Below are 19,252 nucleotides of genomic sequence, written 5' to 3'. Positions count from 1 at the left end.
GCCTCACTTCTCTGTGCGAAACGGATGGCGAGCGGAGGGCCAGTGGCTTTCGGCGGTTTCAGCACCACCAGAAATATTCTCCCTCTCCCTGAGGGAGCCGAGCGCTTCGGAGCCGGATCATCCGCTTGGAGACTCGGCAGCGTCCCGGCTCACTTCCTTCCGGACCAGCGCGGGCACCGACGCATCCTGATCCTGGGCTGGTGCGGTGTCACCGGATCCGAACTGCGGCGCCTGGCCAATGCTCCGCTACCCACCGATATCACTTGGCGGTGGCCAGGCGTCTACACAGTCGTCGAGGAGACTCGTGACAGCGTGATCTGCCACACGGACCCGGCCTCGGCTCTGCCCCTCTACGTGACCGCCTGGTCGAGCGGTTGGGCATGGTCCACCTCAGCCAGGATGCTCGCCGGCCTCACCTCGGCCTCCGTCGACTCCCAACGACTCGCCTGCCTCGTCCTCGCACCGTCGGTGCCCACACTCGTCGGATCACATACCTGCTACACCGGTGTGGAGCAACTGACCCCGGGCTGCCGGATCGAACTCCCCCCGGACGGAGGCAGCCTGCGGTGTACCGCGCCATGGCGCCCGGATCCGGTTGCGGGGACGCCCCATCACCGTCTGCGCAGCGCCCTCACGACGGCCGTGGCCCTCCGGGTGAAGGCCGACCCGTATCTGTCCTGCGACCTCTCCGGGGGACTGGATTCGACCACGATCACTGTCCTCGCCGCAGCAGCCCTGCCCGACCAGCACAAGCTGAATGCCGTCACGATCCACCCCGAGGGCGACGAGAATGGTGCGGATCTTCACTACGCGAAGCTGGCGTCCGAGGCTCACAAGGACCGCATCACCCACCACCTCCTCCCGCTGGCAACAGAACATCTGCCGTACACCGGGATCACGTCCGTACCAGCCACAGACGAACCCGCCCCCTCAACTCTCACCCTCGCCCGGCTCACCGCTCAACTACGCTGGATGCACCAGCACCTCGGCAGCAGAACGCACCTGACCGGGGACGGTGGTGACAGTGTGCTGTTCCAGCCGCCCGTCCACCTTGCCGATCTCATCCGCCACCGCAGGTGGTCCCGGACGATGAGCGAGGCTCTCGGCTGGGCCCGCCTACGTCACTGCTCGATCGCACCGCTCCTGTTGGATGCCGCGATGACGGCCCGAACCAGCCGACGCGACGCCCTCGCCGGTCTGGCCCGTTCCCTGGCAGCTCCGGCTCTTGCCCGGGACGCCCGTCAGAACCGCGTCGGATGGTTCCACACTCTGCCGACGCCCCCTTGGGCCCAACCAGCAGCTCTGCGGCTTCTGGCCGACGCGGCCGGTGAGGCTGTCGACACCGAAGATCCTCTGCTCGGCCTGGACACCTCGGTGCGCACTCTCGTGGACGAGATCCGCGAGGTCGCCCGCACCGCGGCCGCCGACGCCCAACTCGCCGCCACCTGCGGCATCGACCTGCACAACCCGTTCCTCGACGTACGGGTCATGGACACGGTCCTGCGAACCTCCCTCGACCAGCGTTCACGCGTACACGCCTACAAGCCGCTCCTCGCCCGTGCGATGAGGCACCTGCTGCCGGGCAAGGTCGCCGCCCGCACCACCAAGGGCAGTTTCAACACCGACCACTATGCGGGGCTGCGCACCAATCTGGCCGACGTCTCAGCTCTGGCCGACGGCCACCTCGCGGGTCTCGGACTCATCGACCCCAATCGGTTACGGGGCCACCTCCGCCAGGCCGCCGCGGGCATCCCGATGCCCTTGGCCACGATCGAACAGGCGCTGTCCGCCGAGGCGTGGTTGCACTCACACCACCACACTCCCGGCCCCGTCTGGACCGACCGAGCGGTGCGGGACGCGCATGCCTGAAACACCCCGCTTCGCGACATCCCCCGGCCACGTCCACGCCGTGGACTTCGGACATGTACTGGTCCTCATCGACTACCGCAGCGGTCTCGTTCAGTGCCTGCTGCCCGTAGCGGCGCTCCAGTGGCGGGACGCGGCCCGCACCGGCTGCCTGGCCCTCATGGCACCCGAGCTGGCAACATGCCTCCTCACCGCCGGACTACTGCTTCCCACCCCCGCACCCGAATCCTGGCCTGCCCCGATCAGCGGCGGCCCCGCACCGGCAAGTTGGGGCAGCGCGGAGCATCCCGCGGGTGTGGACCGTCCTCCGGCGGTAGCCTGCCGGTCGCGCGTCAAAGCGGCGGGAGCCCTGGCAGCCGTCTTCGCGGTCAAGCGGGTGGGGAGCGCGGGGTCCGCCATGCTGCGCATCACGACAACGCTGCGAGCCGCCGCGTCAACCTGCCGTCGCGCGGCTACCCCCGCCGAGGCCCACGCCGCCGTTCTCGCCGTCCGTTACGCCGGATGGGACTTCCCCGGCCGTACGGCCTGCCTGGAAGAGTCCGCCGCCGTAACCCTTTTCCTGGCCTCACGACGGCTCGCCGTCACCTGGTGTCACGGCGTCGCGCCGGACCCGGTACGTCTGCACGCCTGGATACAGACTGTGGACGGCATGCCCGTCGCGGAACCGTCCTCGACGCTCGCCCATACGCCCGTACTCACCATCGGAGCCCCTCATCGACACCGGCCCTGACCCGATCCTGTGGATCGGCACCGACACCTGTGCCCTCGGCCCCTACCGCGCCGACCTGGTCGAGACCTACTGGCGCTGGGAACAGGATCCGGCCCTGCTCGTCGGCTACGGGCGTCAGGCACCCGAGTCCCTCGAAGCCCGCACCGAGGGGATGGCGCACCAACTCCGGGGCGAGAACATCCGGTTCACCGTCTACGACCTGTCCTCGGGCGCCCCGGTCCCGGCCGGAGTCACCACGCTCCTGCCCGACCACTCCGTACGGACCGCCGAGTACGTCGTCATGCTGGCACCCGAGGCCCGGGGACGCGGGCTCGGCAGTGCGGCGACCCGGCTCACGCTCGACTACGCCTTCCACATCACCAACCTGCGGATGGTCTGGCTCAAGGTCCTCGCCCCGAACACCGCCGGCGTACGCGCCTACGAGAGAGCCGGTTTCCGTACGGCGGGGACGCTCCGGGAGTCCGGCTACTGGCTGGGGCGACTCTGCGACGAGGTCCTCATGGACGCCCTCGCGAAGGACTTCACCGGTCCCTCCGCCATCACTCCCCCGCTGGCCGAATAACGGCGTCCGGCCCGCCATCGGGGAGGTGACGGGCCGGGCGGAGGCGCGGCGCCCGCCGCGCTCACGCAGGTGACGGAAGCCTCGGCAGCCGGTGGATATCGCGGGCCGTGCCGGTGACCGCGGAGAGGAAGCCCTGCGCGCGCGGGGACGCCGTCTCCCTGAGCCACTCCGGGGCTATGTCCAGGACCGCGACCCGTACGCCCGTGCCCGCGAGGGCCAGGGGCAGGGTGTGTACCACGGTGGAGGGGAAGCTCAGGATCGTGGAGCCGATCGGGCCGCGCCGGGCGATCAGCTCCAGCGGCAGGTCGGGGCGGACGATCTCCAGGCCGGTCGCGGCGTGCAGGCGGTGCAGTTTGTCGGCGTTCTCCCTGCGGTGCGCGAAGTACCGGGTGGCGCCGTGGGTGTGGGTGAGGGAGATGACCGCCGCCGTGTACTGGTCCGCGTCCACGACGCCGGTCTCGACCAGCGACGTGCCGACCATGTCGGCGCCCGCCGAGATGCGGGGCGGGCCGAAGGTGGCGCGGGTCCACGCGAAGCGGTTGGCGCGCACCGTGATGCCCTCCGGCACCTGCTCGACCGGCATCGAGGTGAAGACCTCGACCGTACGGACCGCCGACGGCGTCAGCCGGCGCCTGGCGACCGCGGTGACCGGCGCCAGGACCATCTCCCGGGGCGAGCGTCCGCCGCCGCGCCGGTGCCAGCGCACCAGCCGCTCGCCGCGGGCGAGCTGGCCGACGAACTCCATGGTCGCCGTGCCGTCGTCGACGACGGTCAGCTCCTTGCCGCCGACCAGGGTCAGCAGCAGCTGTACGTAGCGGGAGAACGGATCGCCGATGACGATCCGGTCGGCCCCGCGCAGCAGCGGGGCGAGCTGGCGCACCGTCTTCAGCGGCGCGCCCGCGCCACCGCGCGCCTCCTGCCAGCGCACGGCGAATCCCGCGTCGCGGGCCAGCTCCGCCATCCGCCGGAGCTGGCCTCGCGACATGGGGTCGGTGGGCGACAGGACGACGAGGGTCAGTTCGGTGTGACCCGTCGCGCTCGCGTCCGCCCACTCCAGCACGTTGAGCAGCTGGACCGGGCTCTCCACGAAGGCGATCGCAGGAGTGATCACACGAGGGTGCGGGGTGGTCTCCCCGCCGGCACCGGTCGGCATCATGACGTCAGACCGCCACCGGCTCGGTGGACTCGGCGACGACACCCGCGACACGGCGGAGCTTCTTCATCGGGCCCAGCTCCGACTCGTAGACCTTCTTGACGCCGTCACCGAGGGACGCCTCGATGGTGCGGATGTCGCGGACGAGGCGCGTGAGGCCCTGCGGCTCGACGGAGGCGGCCTGGTCGGAGCCCCACATGGCGCGGTCGAGGGTGATGTGGCGCTCGACGAAGGCGGCGCCGAGGGCGACGGCGGCGAGGGTGGTCTGCAGACCGGTCTCGTGGCCGCTGTAGCCGATCGGGACGTTCGGGTACTCGGCCTGGAGCGTGTTGATCACGCGCAGGTTCAGCTCCTCGGCCTTGGCCGGGTACGTCGAGGTGGCGTGGCAGAGCAGGATGTTGTCGCTGCCCAGGACCTCGACGGCGTGCCGGATCTGCTTCGGCGTGGACATGCCGGTGGAGAGGATGATCGTGCGGCCGGTGGCGCGCAGGGCGCGCAGCAGCTCGTCGTCGGTGAGCGACGCGGAGGCGACCTTGTGGGCGGGGACGTCGAACTTCTCCAGGAAGGCAACGGCCTCGGTGTCCCACGGAGAGGCGAACCAGTCGATGCCGCGCTTGGCGCAGTGCTCGGCGATGGTGCGGTACTCGTCCTCGCCGAACTCGACGCGGTGGCGGTAGTCGATGTACGTCATCCGGCCCCAGGGGGTGTCGCGCTCGATGTCCCACTGGTCGCGCGGGGTGCAGATCTCCGGGGTGCGCTTCTGGAACTTGACCGCGTCGCAGCCCGCCTCGGCGGCGACGTCGATCAGGGCGAGGGCGTTGTCCAGCTCGCCGTTGTGGTTGATGCCGATCTCACCCGTGACGTAGACAGGACGGCCGGGGCCCGCGGTCCGCGTGCCGAGCGTGCGCAGACGGGAGGTGGCGTTGGTGCTCATGGAGGGTCGGTCCTTACGTGTTGAGGGTGTGGTGGGGGGTCTGGTGGGAGGTGGTGTCCCGGGGGGTGCCGTGCGGTGGCTGGAGGGCCGGGCCCAGGAGCCAGCCCGCGATCTCGCGGATCGCCCCTTCTCCACCGGGTGTCGTGGTGACGGCACGCGCTTCGGCGCGTACGGCGTCATGGGCGCTCGCGACGGCCACCGGCCAGCCGACGAGGCGGAAGCACGGGAGGTCGTTGACGTCGTTGCCGACGTAGAGCACCCGTTCGGGCGCGATCCCGTGCTCGTCGCACCACTGCTTCAGTGCGAGATCTTTGCGGTCGATGCCGTGGAGTACCGGCACGTCGAGTTTGCGGGCGCGGGCGGCGACGACCGGGTTGCGCTCGGTGGAGAGGATGAGCAGTTCCAGCCCGGAGCGGCGCAGCGCGGCGATGCCGAGGCCGTCGCCCCGGTGGACGGCGACGGTCTCGTGGCCGTCCGAGTCGATGAGGACCTTGTCGTCGGTCTGGGTCCCGTCGAAGTCGAGGACGACGGCGTCGATGTCGTCGTAGGCGGGGAGCACCGGCGGTTCGACCAGCGGGGCCAGGGCCCGCGCGCGGGCCAGGTCGTGCGGGTCGTCGATCTCCAGGACGCGGGCGGCGTCGGTCTCGACGAGCGTGGTGCGGCCGAAGAAGCGGTGCTTGGCGGTACGGAATCCCGCGGCGCGCATCGCGTAGGCGGCGCCGGTCTCCAGGAACTCCTGGGGCCGGTCCTGGCGGCGCGGGCGGTTGGCCTTGTCGTGGTTGACGCCGTAGCCGCCCAGCGGCAGCGAGGCGTCGCTGACGTGCTCGGGGCTGTTCTCGCCGTCGCGGCGCCACAGGAAGCCGTGGGTGGGGGCGACGGTCAGCGCGCTGTCGGCGCCCTCGTCGGTGACGGCGCGCACGACGCCGTCGACGTCGGCGGCGCTGAGGAAGGGGCTGGTGGCCTGGACGAGGAGGACGACCTCGGCGGCGGTGCCGCGCATCGCCTCGTGCGCGTCCATCGCGTGCAGGACGGCGGCCTCGCTGGTCGCGGTGTCGCCCGCGAGGGCGGCGGGGCGCAGCACGACCTCGGCGCCGGCGCCGCGCGCCGCCTCGGCGATGGCCGCGTCGTCGGTGGAGACGACGACGTCGGTGACGCGGCGGGCCGCGCGGCAGGCGCGGACGGCGCGGACGACCAGCGGCACTCCGCCGACGGGGGCGAGGTTCTTGGCGGGGACGCCCTTGGATCCGCCGCGTGCGGGGATCACCGCGAGGACGGTCATCGGTTCTCCTTGATGAGTGGATGCCGGGCGGTCGGTGCCGGGGCGGCCGGTGCCGGCGCGGCCGGTGCCCGGGCGGGTCACAGCTCGCCCATCCGGCGGATGACGGGGGCGACGCGTTGCACGCCGTGCCGGTAGGCGCCGCGCGCCGCGCCGCGTACGGCCTCGCGCACCACGCGGCGCAGTCCGCCGGTCTCGGCCTGGGCGGTACGGGACGACGGCAGCGGGGTGCCGTCCGCGGCCAGGTGGTAGCGGGCCAGCAGGCCGGGCAGGTAGCCGGGCGCGGTCGTGGCCGTGTAGTACGGGGCGATCGCGGGGAGTTCGCCGGTGGCGACCAGCTTCGTCAGCCGGGCGCGGGCCTCGTCGAAGGCGGCGGCGTACGAGCCGTCGGCTGCCACGCCCTGCCGGTCGGCCCAGACGGGGTCGGCGCTCGGCCGCCCGCCGCCGTCGAGCTGGTCCCAGGAGGCCAGGCAGCCCGAGCCGATGAAGTGGTGGTTGCCCAGCGGCTCGCGGATCCCGAAGTCGGTGAGGATCGCGGTCGGGATGGACCGGTGCAGGGATTCGAGGGCCGCCGTCGAGGAGACGGTGACCAGCAGGTCCGTCCGGTCCAGGACCTCGCCCATGTTCCCGTACACGAGACGGAAGTTGGGCGGCGCGCCGCCGGGGAGCTTCTCGGCGAGGCGCTGGTAGGGGAACTCCTCGACGTGCGTGGTGTGCTCGCCGGGCTTGGAGCGCAGCTTGAGCAGCACCTCGCGGCGCGGGTGCAGCCGGGCGTGCTCGACCAGGCGCCGCAGCAGGTAGGCGCGGTCGGCGCGGGTCACCGGCACGGACGGCTGGGCGGCGAAGACGAGCGTGTCGCGGCCGGTCTCGGGGACGTAGCGCTCGCCGCCGAGGAAGGGCAGCGCGGCCTCGGTGACCGAGCCGGCGTCGGCGCCCACGCCCTCGTACACGGCGCGGAAGCGCTGCGCGTCGTGGCGGGAGTTGGCGAGGACCAGGTCCGCGCCGTGCCGCAGCAGCAGCCCGTCCGAGAGCTTCTCGTAGACGACGCCGACGTAGCCGGTGACGACGGCGGGCCGGCGGGTGAGGCCCAGCGCGGCGATTCCGTGCAGCATGGCCTGGACGGCGCCGCCGACCAGGGCCAGTACGACGACGTCGTACGACTCCTCGCGCAGCTCCCGCAGGAACGCGACCCCGGTCACCTCCCGCGGCGCGTCGTCGGCCGAGGCGCCGACCTCGTCGAGCTGCCGGGCGGTGGGCGTGGCCCGGCCGCGCAGCAGGAAGCCGCTCAGCTCGGTGGGACGGCCACCGGGGGCGATACGGCGCGCGGTCAGCGCGCCCCATTTCCACCGGGTGTCGGAGTCGGCGAGCACGGCGACCCGGACAGCGTGGCTGGTACGTGAGGACACGACACGGACGTTAGGAAGCGATTCCGTTTGTCGGCCCAACTCAACAGCAATAAAGGGTTAACAACACGTCTACGAATGGCTTCACGGCCCGGAAAGCGGATGAAAAGCGACGCCGCGAGGGCCGGAAGGAGACGGACGGAAAAAGGAGAACGCCCGGATTCATCGTTCCGCCACTCTTCGTTCACCTGGCAGGCGCCCGGATGTCAGGCCGCGGGCCGGGCCGCCGCCTAACGTCGCCGGGGTGGTCAAGCTCTCTGTTGTCGTGCCGTTCTACAACGTGCAGACATATGCCCTCGAAACCCTGAGAAGTCTGCGCGCCAACAGCCGCGAGGACTTCGAATTCCTGCTGGTCGACGACTGTTCGACCGACTCCACCCCGGAGATACTCGACCGGGCGGTGCGCGATCTGCCGGGGGCGTCCCTGCTGAGACACGAAAGCAACGGCGGTCTGGCCACCGCCCGCAACACGGGTCTGGACGCGGCCCGCGGTGAGTACGTCACGTTCCTCGACGGCGACGACTGGGCGGCCCCCGGGTACTACGCGCGGCTGGTCGCCGCGGCCGAGGGGCTGGGCTGCGACTTCGTCCGTACCGACCATGTCCAGTTCACGGCCAGGGCCCGTACGGTCCACCGCGTCCCGGTCGGCCGCCGCGACGAGGTGCTCGACCCGCGGGCCGCGATCCTGCCCGCCCAGCGCTCCACCTCCGTCGACTACGCCTACGCCTGGGCGGGCGTCTACCACCGGCGGCTGGTCGACCGGGGGCTGGTGCACTTCACGGACGGGCTGCGGACGGCCGAGGACCGGCCGTGGATCTGGCGGCTGCACCGCGAGGCGCACTCGTTCGCCGTCGTCGGGCTGCTCGGGGTCTTCTACCGGCGCGGCGTCGCCTCGTCCCTCACCCAGATCGGCGATGTGCGCCAGCTGGACTTCATCCGGGCCTTCGACCAGATCATCGAGGAGACGTCGAAGGACCCGGAGGCGGACCTCCTGCTGCCGAAGGCGGTACGTACGTACTGCGCGATCATCGCCCACCACCTGGCCGCGAAGGACCGGTTCGAACCGGCCGTCGCCCGGCAGCTGCGCGCCATGAGCGCCACCGCGCTGAAGCGGCTGCCCCAGGATCTCCTGAAGGAAGCGCTGGACTCGATGGACCTGGACCGCTCGGACCAACTGCGACGGCTGCGCCGGCGGATGCCGTCCGCCGGAAGGGCGGCGGCGTGATGGGGCCCTCCGGTACGCCGCGCACGCAGATCTTCTGCGTCTCCACCCTGTACGGCGCCGCCACCCTGGCAGCCGGGATCGACGCCGGGCTCTTCGCCCCCGCAGACCGGCGGCTGCTGGTGGTCTGCAACAACACCGGGACGCCGGAGCTGACCCCGGCGGTCGACGGGATGCCGGGGTTCGAGCGGCTGCGCGACCGGTTCGACGACCTGGTGTCGTGGAACGAGACGATCGAGCCGTACCACCCCGGTTCCTGGTCGCCCAGGCCCGACGACATTCCGCTGTGGGAGCGCCATCTGCGGCTCGCCTGGCGGCTGGGCGACGCGCGTGTCGAGCTGATCGTCGAGTCGATCCAGGTCAACCCGGCGCTGGCGATCGCGCAGATCCTGACCGGCGCGCCGATCGACGTGTACGCGGACGGGCTGATGAGTTACGGGCCCACGCGCTCCAAGATCGATCCGCTGGTCGGCGAGCGGGTGCGCCGGGTGCTGCACCTCGATCTCGTACCGGGTCTGGAACCGCTGCTGCTCGCCGAGTTCGGGGTACGGCCCGAGCTGATCCCCACGGCGGCGTTCACCCGGGTCCTGGACCAGCTCACCGACTCCGCGAGCGGGATCGCGATCACGGCTCCGCCCGTACCCCCGGCGCTGCTGCTGGGCCAGTACCTGTCCGCGCTCTCCATCCTGACCGAGCGCGAGGAGGAGGAGCTGCATCTGCGGATGGTGCGCGGCGCGGTCGCGCTCGGGCACCAGCGGCTGGTGTTCAAGCCGCATCCGGCCGCGCCCGCCGTCCTGTGGGCCCGGCTGGAGGAGGAGGCGGAGCGGCTCGGCGCCGAACTGACCGTCCTCGGCACCCCGGTGCTCGCCGAGGTGCTCTACCGGCGGCTGGCACCGGCCGTGGTGATCGGCTGCTTCTCGACGGCCCTGTTCACGGCGTCGGCGTTCTACGGCATCCCGGTGCGCCGCACCGGGACCGAGCTGCTGCTGGAGCGGCTCACCCCGTACCAGAACAGCAACCGGGTGCCGGTGACGATCACGGACGCGCTGCTGGCGCCGCTGGAGGACGGGTCAGAGCGGGGCGGGGCGTCCCACGAGCCGGACGCCCGGATCGGGGAGCTGGTGGCGGCGGTGGGCTTCGCGATGCAGCCGCAGCTCCACCCCGGGCTGCGGCCGGCCGCCGAGGGGTATCTCGCCGCGCTCCCGGACGAGCGGGTGCGGCGCTACTTCAAGCGGCGCCGCCTCACCACGCTGGGGCTGCCCGGCGGCATGCCTGGCCAGCTGTCCGGCATCCCGCGCAACGCGACGGCGCGGCGGATGGTGCGGCGGGCGCGCACGCTGCGCCGGGTGGTGCTGCGGGCCGGGACGGGCTGACCGGGTCCGCGTACGGGAGAGGGGGCGGACCGCGATGGCGGTCCGCCCCCTCTCCCGTACGGCCGGGTACGGCTCCGTGCCGCCGCGTCAGCGGGCGGGCGTGCCCAGGATCACCCGCAGGTCGGCCGCGTTCGCCTGGGTGATCTTCCACAGCTCCCGCTGCCGGCCGTGCACATCGGCGACCGAGGCGGCGTGGTCGGCCAGCAGTCCCGCCGCGCGTTCGACCAGGATCGCGCCGAGGTCCTTCTCGTGCACGGAGACGCCCCACTCCGGGCGCTCGATGTCGGACAGGAAGTACGCCATCTTCGGGTGCGAGATCAGGCTGATGATCGGCGTTCCGCAGCCGAACGGGATCATGCCCGCGTGGCCGCGCATCCCGATGACCAGCTTCGTACGCGCGTAGGTCTCCCTGATCGCGTCGTTCTCGAAGTCGTACATCGGGATGACCGGCAGCGAGATGCCGTGCTCGCGCCGCAGGTCGAAGGCGATCTTCTCGTCGTCCAGCGAGTGCGCCACGCACCGCACCTCGGCGTGCTCGCCGATCCCGCGCACCGCCTTCGCCATCTCGGCCAGGAAGTGCGCGTAGTCGTGGCCGAAGCGCAGCCCGGCCCGGTCGTACGCGGCGTTGATCAGGACGGTGTCCTCGCGCTCCGCCGGGTCCTGCCAGCCTTCGACCAGCTGGCGGGTGACCGTGGTGGGGCAGGGCTGGAAGCGCACCTTGTCGTGCAGCGAGGCGGGCAGCAGCGCCCGGACCTTCTCGATCGAGCCGTGGTTGCGCAGCCCGAAGAAGGAGGCGCGCTCGACGAGTTGGCGCAGGCTGGAGTCGAAGCGCTCGCGCCGGTAGGACTGGCCGTCGAAGGCGTTGAAGCCGACGGCGTAGACCATGACCGGCACGTCGATCCGGTTGAGGTTCTCGTCCGGGACGTTCCACTGCCAGGCGCTGTTGCCGTTGGGCGCGGTGTCCGGGATGAACAGTCCGCCGCCGCCGATGACCAGCCCGCGCCGGGCGTTGACGCGCTCCAGCGCGGCGTCGTCGAAGAGCCGGTGCGCGTGGACCGAGTGCCAGCGGCGCGGCCCGGTGTCGGAGCCGAAGGTCAGCCGTACGGACTCGGGCAGCAGCTTGTCACCCGCGTTGCCCTGCTGCGGCATGTAGAAGGCCACATGGGCGAGTTGCTCCTCGGGCGACCCCTCGCGCTGCCCCGGCACGCCGCCGCCGGAGGCGCCCTGGGTGCGCAGCCGCATCAGCCGGTTGCCCCGGTGGGTGGGGTCGACGGCGAGCCCGTCCATCGCGTAGGCGTGCGCGGTGGTGTCGTCGCCGTGGATCCAGGCGATCTGCGCGAGCCGGGAGAGCGCGGTGGCCGCCCGGTTGGGGGCGGCGGTGGCCAGCAGCAGCCGGGCCTCGGCCTCGTCGTAGCGGGAGACGCTCATCAGCGCGTGCCCGTACACCTCGTGCGGCCATGCCGAGTCGACCGGGATACGGACCGAGCCGAGCAGCTCCACGGCCTCCTGGAACTCGCCCGCGCCGATGTGCGCGAGCGCGACCCGGCGCGCGGTGTCCACATCGCCGGTGCGCCGGACGTGCGGGGTGCCGTAGTGGACCAGCAGATCGTGGTGGGCGCTCCCGGACCGCGCCACGTAGGCGGCGTGGAACTCGGCGTCGGACATCTCGTACGCGCGCCAGCGCTCCTCGGCCTGCCCGTAGCCCGCCTCCCCGCCGAGCCAAGGCTTGTGCCGTCCGGTGAAGTGCAGGATCGCCGTGTCCTCGGGAACGGGCAGATCGCCGGAGAGCCTGCGCTTGACGAAGTTGAAGCGGCTGTCGAGCTGGTGGAAGTCGCCGTCGAGCACCGCGTTGAGGATGCCCTGGTCGTGCTTGTCCAGCTCGTAGTCGCCGGAGCGGCCGGTGGCGTCGATCCGCGCGCAGAACGCGTCGGTGAGGTAGTCGCGCTGGATGACGAGGAGTCCGCTGTTGAGCTTGTGCTGACCGTAGAAGAACTGCGGTACGGCGGCGAGCCCCTCGCGCAGCTTCAGCAGCTCGCCCAGATCGCCGAGGACCACCATGTCGGTGTCCAGGGTGATCACGGTGTCGTAGTCGCGGACGCGGAACACGTCGAGGATGAAGTACGCCTTGCGCACCAGGTAGTTGTCCTGGTCGCCCTTGGCGTACGAGTCGTAGCGCGCCGCGTCGACACGGCGCAGCTCGACGCGCGGGTGCAGGGCGCGGATCCGGGCCACGGAGGCGGGCCGCAGGCCGTCGTGGAAGACGAGGAAGTCCTCGCAGAGCTTCGGGTTGGACAGGGCCAGGCTGCGCAGCAGCGCCAGGAAGCCGGGCAGGTAGTTCTCGTCGACGAAGCTGGCGAAGGCGATACGCCGCTTGCCGGTGAGGGCGTGGGCCGAGGCTCCGGCGGGCGGCCGTACGGTCTCCGGGGCAAGGCTGTCTACGGTCATCGCAGGGATATCCTCGTGTCGCTCGCGCTCTGGGCGCGTTCCATGACCCACGCCTTCTCGCTGGTGTACTCGTGCACGGAGGTGATGGGCATCTTCATCGCCTCCTGGAGGCGGTAGGCGCCGCTCTCGTAGAAGTCGAAGCCGATCAGGTCCAGGGTCGGGCTGACGTCCAGGAAGTCCAGCAGCCACAGCATGTTGAAGCCGCTGGTGGGGATGGACGGCCAGACGGACGCGCCGATCTGGCCGATGTTCCGCAGCGGCCAGCGCAGCGACTCGTCCCCCAGGTACCGCTGCGCGCCGGGCACCAGCCGGTTGCGCAGGGAGTACTTCCAGTCGCCGGAGATCCCGCCGAAGACCAGCCGGGTGGTGACGCGCTGGTCCCAGTTGAAGCCATGCTTGTGGATGGAGGCGTGGATGTCGGTGCGGCGGCCGGTGGCGGGCGCGTCGATACGGTACGAGTTGAAGCGGACCACCAGGTCGTACGCGTCGATCTCCGGGCCCAGCGCACCGCGCCCGACGCTCTGGGAGTTGGCGATCAGGCAGATCGACTTCCCGGCGATCTGGTTGCGGAACTCGCCGAGGGAGAGCCATTCGACGCCGCCGAACGTCGGGTCGGCGACGGGGCCGCGCATCCGGTTCCTGCGCTGTTCGGCGTAGAGTCCGGCGAGTTCGCGCAGGGGCGAGGCGTCGCCGGAGTTCGCCGCGATCCGCAGGTCCAGGTAGAGGCCGATGGCCTCCTGGAGGTCGGGCAGCGCGGTGCCGGAGTCCCGGTCCATCGCCAGCAGCGCGCCGACCAGCCGGGGTTCGGCGCCTTCGGTGTCGCCGAGGTCGTGCAGCGCGAGGCCGGTGGCCCAGACGTCGGTGGCGGGTCCGCTCGCGTACATCGAGGCGCCGGGCGTCTCGCGCTCCAGCAGCGCCAGCAGCTGCGCGACGCGCTCGCGGCCGACGCGCAGTCCGGTGTTCTTCGCCGCGATGCCGAACCCGTCGTCGTCGGTGAGCGCGAGGTAGCGGTCGTACGCGTCGATCGTGCCGGGCTCGTCGCCGAGCGCCTCCAGCGTCCTGGCGCGCAGCCGCCAGCCGGCGCGGGAGCCCTTGCGGTGCGTCAGCACGGTGTCGCTGATGAGCAGGGCGAGCCGCAACTCGTCGTCGTACCCGCACTCCAGCGCCTTGTTGCCGACCGCGAGGAGCGCGTCGAGCAGCTCGCCGTCGACGGCGGACCGGGGGCCGGTGGAACGCCGCAGCAGGGTGGCGGTGCGGCCGGGCGCGGCGGGCGGCTCGGTGACGGCGTGCACGGCGAGCAGCTGGCGCAGCTTCTCGGCCAGCTCGATCCGCCGGCGGCCGAGGCTGCCGACCAGCTTGCCGCTGTGTGCCGCGCAGGCGCGGACGCAGGCGTCGAGTCCGGCGGGGCTGATCCGGATCTCCGGTGCGCCGGCTGCGGGTTCTGTGGCCGGGCTGTCCCCGTTGAGCGGCGCCGGCCATCGTTTGCGGCCCATTGTCATGCTTCTCCAAGCGTCTGCCCCGCGAACGGTGGGCGGGAGGCAAAACGCTAGTAAAGACAGACGGCCTGGAAGTGAACCCGATTCATCGGGCGGGCAAACGCGCCGGTCCAGACCCAGGAACACCGGGACCACCGGGAGCACCGGGAGCGCTGGGAGCACCTGGAGCACTGGGAGCACCTGGAGCGAGCGTGTGCCCGATTCCGGCGACGACGGCGGCGAGCCCCACCTCGAAGCCCGCCTCGTGTTCCCGGAACAGCTCCTCCCCGGCCGCCGCCGCCAGGGGATACGCCGCGAGCCGTTCGGCGCGCGCGGCGAGGTCATACGCCCTGGAGCGCGCCGCCTCGGGATCGGACCGGGGATCAGCCGGGAGATCGACCGGGAGGTTCGCCGGGTGATCGGCGGGGTCGGGCCCCATCGCCTGCTCCTCGGTGACGTACCCGATGGTGTAGCTGTACGCGGTGAACCAGGCGCGGGCGGCGGCGCGCGTGGTGAACCCGGCGTCGGTGAAGGTGCGCAGGTAGGCGTCCATGGAGGCGCCGTAGGCGGTGTCCGTGAAGTGCGTGCCGCTGTAGACCTTGGCGCCGTCGCGGTAGCGCAGCAGCTCGGCGCGGAGCGCGCGCATGCTGTGCGCGAGCCCGACCCGCCAGTCGGGGTCGGGGGCGGGCGCCGCGGCCGTCACGCGCCGGAGGATCTCGGTCGCCATCTCGTCGAGCAGCGCCTGCTTGTCCTTGAAGTGCCAGTAGAGGGCGGGCGCCTTGACGTCCAGGCGGCCGGCGATGGCGCGCAGGGACAGCCCGTCGAGACCGACCTCGTTCAGTACGTCGAGTGCGGTGCGGGCAACCAGCCCGCGGTCCAGTCGTGTGGTGGTCACCTTGACAACTTAACAGCGATAAGTGCAGGCTCGAAACCATGCAACTTAACGACGTTAAGGAAAGGCTCCGGCAGCACTCCGACGTCCTGATCGTGGGCGCGGGCCCGACCGGTCTGGCGCTCGCCTGCGATCTGCTCCGGCGCGGGGTCTCCGTACAGGTGGTGGAGCGGGCGGACGGGCTCTTCCCCGGCTCGCGCGGCAAGGGCGTCCAGCCGCGCACCCAGGAGGTGCTGGACGATCTCGGCGTCATCGGGGAGGTCCACGCGCACGGCGGCCCGGCGCCGGTCGGCATGATCTGGAAGGACGGCGTACGGCAGGGCGAGCACCGGATGTTCGACGAGCAGGAGCCGACGGTGGCCGAGCCGTACACCGGCCCCTGGCTGCTGCCGCAGTGGCGCATGCAGGAAATCCTGTACGCGCGGCTGCGGGAGCTGGGCGGGAGCGTCACCTTCGGTACGGCGCTCAGCGGCCTCGCGCAGGACCCCGACGGCGTGACGGCGGAGCTGACGACGGGCGCGGACACCGGCGCGGGCGCGGGCCCGGACACCGGCGCGGCGGCGGCGGGCGCCACGGCGGGCTCCGGCGCCACGGCGTTCCGCGCGCGGTACGCCGTGGCCGCCGACGGGGGCCGCAGCACGGTGCGCCGGCTGCTCGGCATCGCCATGACCGGCGAGTCGGTCGCCCCGGCGCCGATGCTGGTAGCGGATGTACGCGTCCCCGCGCTGGACCGGCTGAACTGGCACATCTTCCCGGCCGACGACGGCTCGTTCGCGAGTCTGTGCCCGCTGCCGGGGACCCCGGACTTCCAGCTGGTGGCCCGGCTCAAGGACGGAGCGGAGCCGGACACCACTCCCGAGGGCGTGCGGGCGCTCCTCGCGGCCCTCACCCACCTCACGGCGGACGAGGTCACCGAGGTGCGCTGGTCCTCGGACTTCCGGCCGCGCGCGGCGCTCGCGGACCGGTTCCGCGACGGCCGGATCTTCCTCGCGGGCGACGCGGCCCACGTCCACTCCCCCGCGGGCGGCCAGGGGCTGAACACGAGCATCCAGGACGCGTACAACCTGGGCTGGAAGCTCGGCCAGGTGCTGCGGCACGGCGCCGCTCCCGCGCTGCTCGACTCGTACGAGGCGGAGCGGCGGCCCGTCGCGGCGGAGATGCTCGGCCTCTCGACCCGCATCCACCGCGGCGAGGCCCGCCGGGGCGCGGCCACCCGCCAGCTGGGACTGAACTACCGGCACGGCCCGCTGTCCACGGGCGCGGCCGGCGCCCTGACGGCGGGCGACCGCGCCCCCGAGGGCCCCCTCCCGGACGGCACCACGATCTTCGACGCCCTGCGCGGCCCGCACTTCACCCTGCTGGCGGTGGCCACGGACGCCGACATCCCGCCGCTGGACGAGGAGTCGGTACGGGTGCGCGAGGCCGGGGCGTACGACCCGTACGGCAAGGGCCTCTTCCTGATCCGGCCGGACGGCTATGTGGGCTGGGCGGGCGACGACGCGACGGGCCTGCGGGAGTGGCTGCGGTCGGTCGGAGTCCGCTCACCCGACACCACCGACCACGGAAGGTGACAGCACACTTCCATCCGTACACTCTCCGTCACTGGCATCAGAGTCGATGGAGGAGCCGGACATGAAGGCGAACAAGGGCGACCGTCTCGTCACGCACGGCCGGGTGGTCGGCGAACAGGACCGGGAGGTGGAGATCGTCGAGGTGCTGGGCCCGGAGGGGACGCCGCCGTTCCGGGTGCGGACGGCGGAGGGCCACGAGACGATCATGTCCCCGGGTCCCGACAGCGTGCTCAGGCCGCACCGGGACAAGGAGTAGCCGACAGGGGCCGGGAGCCGCGCGTCGCGGCTCCCGGCCCCTGCGTACGGACGACGTGCTGCCGGTGTTGAGGCGTGTCGGTGCGTGACGGTGTTACGGCGTGACGAAGGTGATCCGGCCCTGCGCCGGCACCGGGGCCGGGTTCCCCGCCGAGGTGGTCTCCTCCAGGTACGTGACGAGCGCGTCGAGGTCGGTGATGTCGCCGCCCTCGCGGGTGGCGATCTCCCCGAAGACGTCGAAGTCGTTGCCGCCGTTGGCGAGGAAGTCGTTGACCGTGACCTTGTACGTGGCCGCCGGGTCGAGGGGCTGCCCCTTCAGCCGGATCGTGTCCACGAGCAGCCGGTCGGCGCCGCTCCTGCTCATGTCGACGGAGTAGCTGAGTTCCTTTGACAGTTGCAGGAAGCGCGGGCTCGCCTCGTTGGCGCCGCTGAGCTGCTGCTTGAGCGCGGTGACGAGCTGCTGCCCGGTGATGGGCAGCACCCACAGGGGGTTGGCGAAGGGCTGGACGCGGTAGGCGTCCGCGTACGTGACCACGCCCCCGTCCCGGTAAATGATGTCGGCCCGCATGCTGCCCGGATTGGTCAGCGCGAAGTCGGCGCCGTAGCCGCGGCCCGCCGCGGCCTGGGCGTCGGTGATGAGGCTGCCGAGCGGGGTCTCGGGGTCGGTGGAACCGCGGCCCGGCAGATCACCTGCGATATGGCCGACGACCCGGTTGGCCTGCTCCTCGGACCGGCCGCGCCAGGTGCCGACGAGCTTCGACATGGCCGGCTGCTGGGTGGTGGTGACGGGGACGGCGCGGTGCTGGGCCCGTACCGTACTGCGCAGGATCTCGCCCCGGGCGTTCAGGTCGAAGCGCAGATCGGTGAAGGACCGGCCGAAGGAGTCCGCCTGGGTGACCATGCGGCGCTTCTTGGCCGAGTCCAGGACCGTGCACTCGTACGAGTCGTGCGAGTGACCGCTGACCACCAGGCCGATGGCGGCCGGGGCCTTCTCGGAGATCTCCTTGATGCGCCCGTTGAGCTTGGCGCCGGGCCCGCCCGCGTCGCAGTCGGCGCCCGCGGTGCCGTTGACGGTCTCGCCCTCGTGGATCAGCAGGATCTGCGCCCTGACGCCCTGCTTGGTCAGCTCCTTCGAGTACTTCTCGATGGCCGGGAGTTCGTCGTGGAACTCCAGCTCCCGGACCATGGACGCGTTGATGACGGTCGGCGCGTTCTTGGTCACGACCCCGATGAAGCCGATCTTCTGCCCGGTGGGCAGGGTCTCGACCTTGTACGGCCGAAGGAGCGGGGTGGCGCTGCCGCGCTCGGTCACGTTGCCGCCGAGATAGGCGAACTTGGTCCCGGCGTACGGGGCGTCAGGAGCGCACCCGTCCTGCGGGTGGCAGCCGCCCTCGATGATGCGCCGCAACTCCTGCGGGCCCTCGTCGAACTCGTGGTTGCCGACGGAGGAGGCGACGACGCCGAGTTCTTCCAACGCCTCGACCGTCGGCTCGTCGTGGAAGATCGCGGACAGCAGCGGACTGCCGCCGATCATGTCGCCCCCCCGCCACGGTCAGGGTGTTCGTCTGCCCGGCGCGGGCCTCGTCCAGCAGCGTGGCCATCTGCGCCACGCCACCGGCCTGAAGAGCCGTCCCCCGGTGGGTGATACGGCCCGCCGCGCCGTCCACGGGTTCGAGGTTGCCGTGCAGGTCGTTGAGGGCCAGGAGTTGGACGGGGACCCGCTCGGGGGCGCGCGCCTGGGTGGGCGCCGCCTGGAATCCCAGGAGGGCCGTGGTGGCGGCGAGGACGCCTGCGGCCAGGGCGCCGCGTGAACGAAGTCGAGGTAAACGGGTATGTGTCACGCACGAGATCCTAGGGAGGACCCATGACCCAAGTGGCCCACGACACACCAACTCGCCGGGCCGCACACCGCATCCAGATCACCATCCACACCCACGACGACCACGTCACCCTCACCGTCCACGACGACGGACCAGGCATACCCACCCAAGAAACCGAACGCATCTTCGAACGCTTCGTCCGACTCGACGACGCCCGCTCCCGCGACCAAGGCGGCACCGGCCTCGGCCTCGCCATCGCCCGCGACCTCGCCCAC

General features: G+C 71.8%; 16 protein-coding genes and 1 pseudogene. 9 read left to right on the top strand and 8 right to left on the bottom strand.

Going from position 1 to position 19,252, the window contains the following annotated elements; translation table 11 throughout:
- Positions 1-24: 24 nt before the first annotated feature.
- From DVH02_RS22650 to DVH02_RS22640, 3 genes are read left to right on the top strand one after another with little or no spacing between them, the layout of a single operon-like run.
- The gene (locus tag DVH02_RS22650; RefSeq protein ID WP_114625660.1) at positions 25-1,869 is read left to right on the top strand and encodes an albusnodin/ikarugamycin family macrolactam cyclase; all 1,845 of its coding nucleotides are present in this window, start codon (positions 25-27) and stop codon (positions 1,867-1,869) included.
- The gene (locus tag DVH02_RS22645) at positions 1,862-2,596 is read left to right on the top strand and encodes a lasso peptide biosynthesis B2 protein (RefSeq protein ID WP_114625659.1); all 735 of its coding nucleotides are present in this window, start codon (positions 1,862-1,864) and stop codon (positions 2,594-2,596) included. Before DVH02_RS22650 ends, DVH02_RS22645 begins: the two co-directional genes overlap by 8 nt.
- Before the next feature lie 4 nt (positions 2,597-2,600).
- Entirely contained in the window at positions 2,601-3,158 is a 558-nt protein-coding gene (locus DVH02_RS22640) for a GNAT family N-acetyltransferase (protein WP_407697667.1), read from the top strand.
- A 61-nt stretch (positions 3,159-3,219) separates the two neighbouring features.
- Here DVH02_RS22640 and DVH02_RS22635 read toward each other — a convergent pair whose 3' ends face one another.
- The 4 genes from DVH02_RS22635 to DVH02_RS22620 form a co-directional block, all read right to left on the bottom strand.
- Positions 3,220-4,314, bottom strand: coding sequence for a hypothetical protein (locus tag DVH02_RS22635; protein WP_407697666.1), 1,095 nt, complete (start codon positions 4,312-4,314; stop codon positions 3,220-3,222).
- Between the two features lie 4 nt (positions 4,315-4,318).
- On the bottom strand, positions 4,319-5,245 hold the full coding sequence (locus tag DVH02_RS22630) for an N-acetylneuraminate synthase family protein (RefSeq protein ID WP_114625657.1): 927 nt from the start codon (positions 5,243-5,245) through the stop codon (positions 4,319-4,321).
- A 13-nt stretch (positions 5,246-5,258) separates the two neighbouring features.
- Entirely contained in the window at positions 5,259-6,524 is a 1,266-nt protein-coding gene (locus tag DVH02_RS22625; protein WP_114625656.1) for an N-acylneuraminate cytidylyltransferase, read from the bottom strand.
- Positions 6,525-6,601: 77 nt separating this feature from the next.
- Positions 6,602-7,927: a DUF6716 putative glycosyltransferase gene (locus tag DVH02_RS22620; protein WP_233518388.1), complete on the bottom strand. Its 1,326-nt coding sequence runs from the start codon at positions 7,925-7,927 to the stop codon at positions 6,602-6,604.
- Positions 7,928-8,168: 241 nt separating this feature from the next.
- Here DVH02_RS22620 and DVH02_RS22615 point away from each other — a divergent pair, with 241 nt between their 5' ends.
- Both DVH02_RS22615 and DVH02_RS22610 read left to right on the top strand, forming a co-directional pair.
- On the top strand, positions 8,169-9,149 hold the full coding sequence (locus DVH02_RS22615) for a glycosyltransferase family 2 protein (RefSeq protein WP_114625654.1): 981 nt from the start codon (positions 8,169-8,171) through the stop codon (positions 9,147-9,149).
- Positions 9,149-10,519, top strand: a complete 1,371-nt coding sequence (locus DVH02_RS22610; protein WP_114625653.1) for a polysialyltransferase family glycosyltransferase — start codon at positions 9,149-9,151, stop codon at positions 10,517-10,519. The genes DVH02_RS22615 and DVH02_RS22610 overlap by 1 nt, the downstream gene beginning before the upstream one ends.
- Before the next feature lie 87 nt (positions 10,520-10,606).
- Here the strand turns inward: DVH02_RS22610 and DVH02_RS22605 are convergent, their stop codons facing one another.
- The 3 genes from DVH02_RS22605 to DVH02_RS22595 form a co-directional block, all read right to left on the bottom strand.
- Positions 10,607-12,964, bottom strand: a complete 2,358-nt coding sequence (locus DVH02_RS22605) for a glycosyltransferase (protein WP_114625652.1) — start codon at positions 12,962-12,964, stop codon at positions 10,607-10,609.
- Entirely contained in the window at positions 12,961-14,457 is a 1,497-nt protein-coding gene (locus tag DVH02_RS22600) for a glycosyltransferase family 29 protein (RefSeq protein WP_233518387.1), read from the bottom strand. The genes DVH02_RS22605 and DVH02_RS22600 overlap by 4 nt, the downstream gene beginning before the upstream one ends.
- 88 nt (positions 14,458-14,545) lie before the next feature.
- Positions 14,546-15,334, bottom strand: a complete 789-nt coding sequence (locus tag DVH02_RS22595) for a TetR/AcrR family transcriptional regulator C-terminal domain-containing protein (RefSeq protein WP_114625651.1) — start codon at positions 15,332-15,334, stop codon at positions 14,546-14,548.
- A gap of 38 nt (positions 15,335-15,372) precedes the next feature.
- On the opposite strand from DVH02_RS22595, the gene DVH02_RS22590 reads away from it, so the two are divergent.
- Both DVH02_RS22590 and DVH02_RS22585 read left to right on the top strand, forming a co-directional pair.
- Positions 15,373-16,902, top strand: coding sequence for an FAD-dependent monooxygenase (locus DVH02_RS22590; protein WP_114625650.1), 1,530 nt, complete (start codon positions 15,373-15,375; stop codon positions 16,900-16,902).
- 61 nt (positions 16,903-16,963) lie between these two features.
- The gene (locus DVH02_RS22585) at positions 16,964-17,158 is read left to right on the top strand and encodes a DUF1918 domain-containing protein (protein WP_114625649.1); all 195 of its coding nucleotides are present in this window, start codon (positions 16,964-16,966) and stop codon (positions 17,156-17,158) included.
- Between the two features lie 93 nt (positions 17,159-17,251).
- Here the strand turns inward: DVH02_RS22585 and DVH02_RS22580 are convergent, their stop codons facing one another.
- A complete protein-coding gene (locus DVH02_RS22580; RefSeq protein ID WP_233518386.1) occupies positions 17,252-18,691 on the bottom strand; it encodes a bifunctional metallophosphatase/5'-nucleotidase in 1,440 nt (479 codons plus the stop codon).
- Here DVH02_RS22580 and DVH02_RS36330 point away from each other — a divergent pair.
- Both DVH02_RS36330 and DVH02_RS22575 read left to right on the top strand, forming a co-directional pair.
- The gene (locus tag DVH02_RS36330) at positions 18,690-18,968 is read left to right on the top strand and encodes a hypothetical protein (RefSeq protein ID WP_233518385.1); all 279 of its coding nucleotides are present in this window, start codon (positions 18,690-18,692) and stop codon (positions 18,966-18,968) included. The genes DVH02_RS22580 and DVH02_RS36330 overlap by 2 nt on opposite strands.
- 71 nt (positions 18,969-19,039) lie before the next feature.
- Positions 19,040-19,252, top strand: a pseudogene (locus DVH02_RS22575) (ATP-binding protein); the annotation flags it as partial.

Source organism: Streptomyces corynorhini (assembly GCF_003346515.1).
Taxonomy (GTDB): Bacteria; Actinomycetota; Actinomycetes; order Streptomycetales; family Streptomycetaceae; genus Streptomyces; species Streptomyces corynorhini.
The sequence above is the reverse complement of the archived record's forward strand: the minus strand, read 5'-3'. Positions and strand labels throughout refer to the sequence as shown.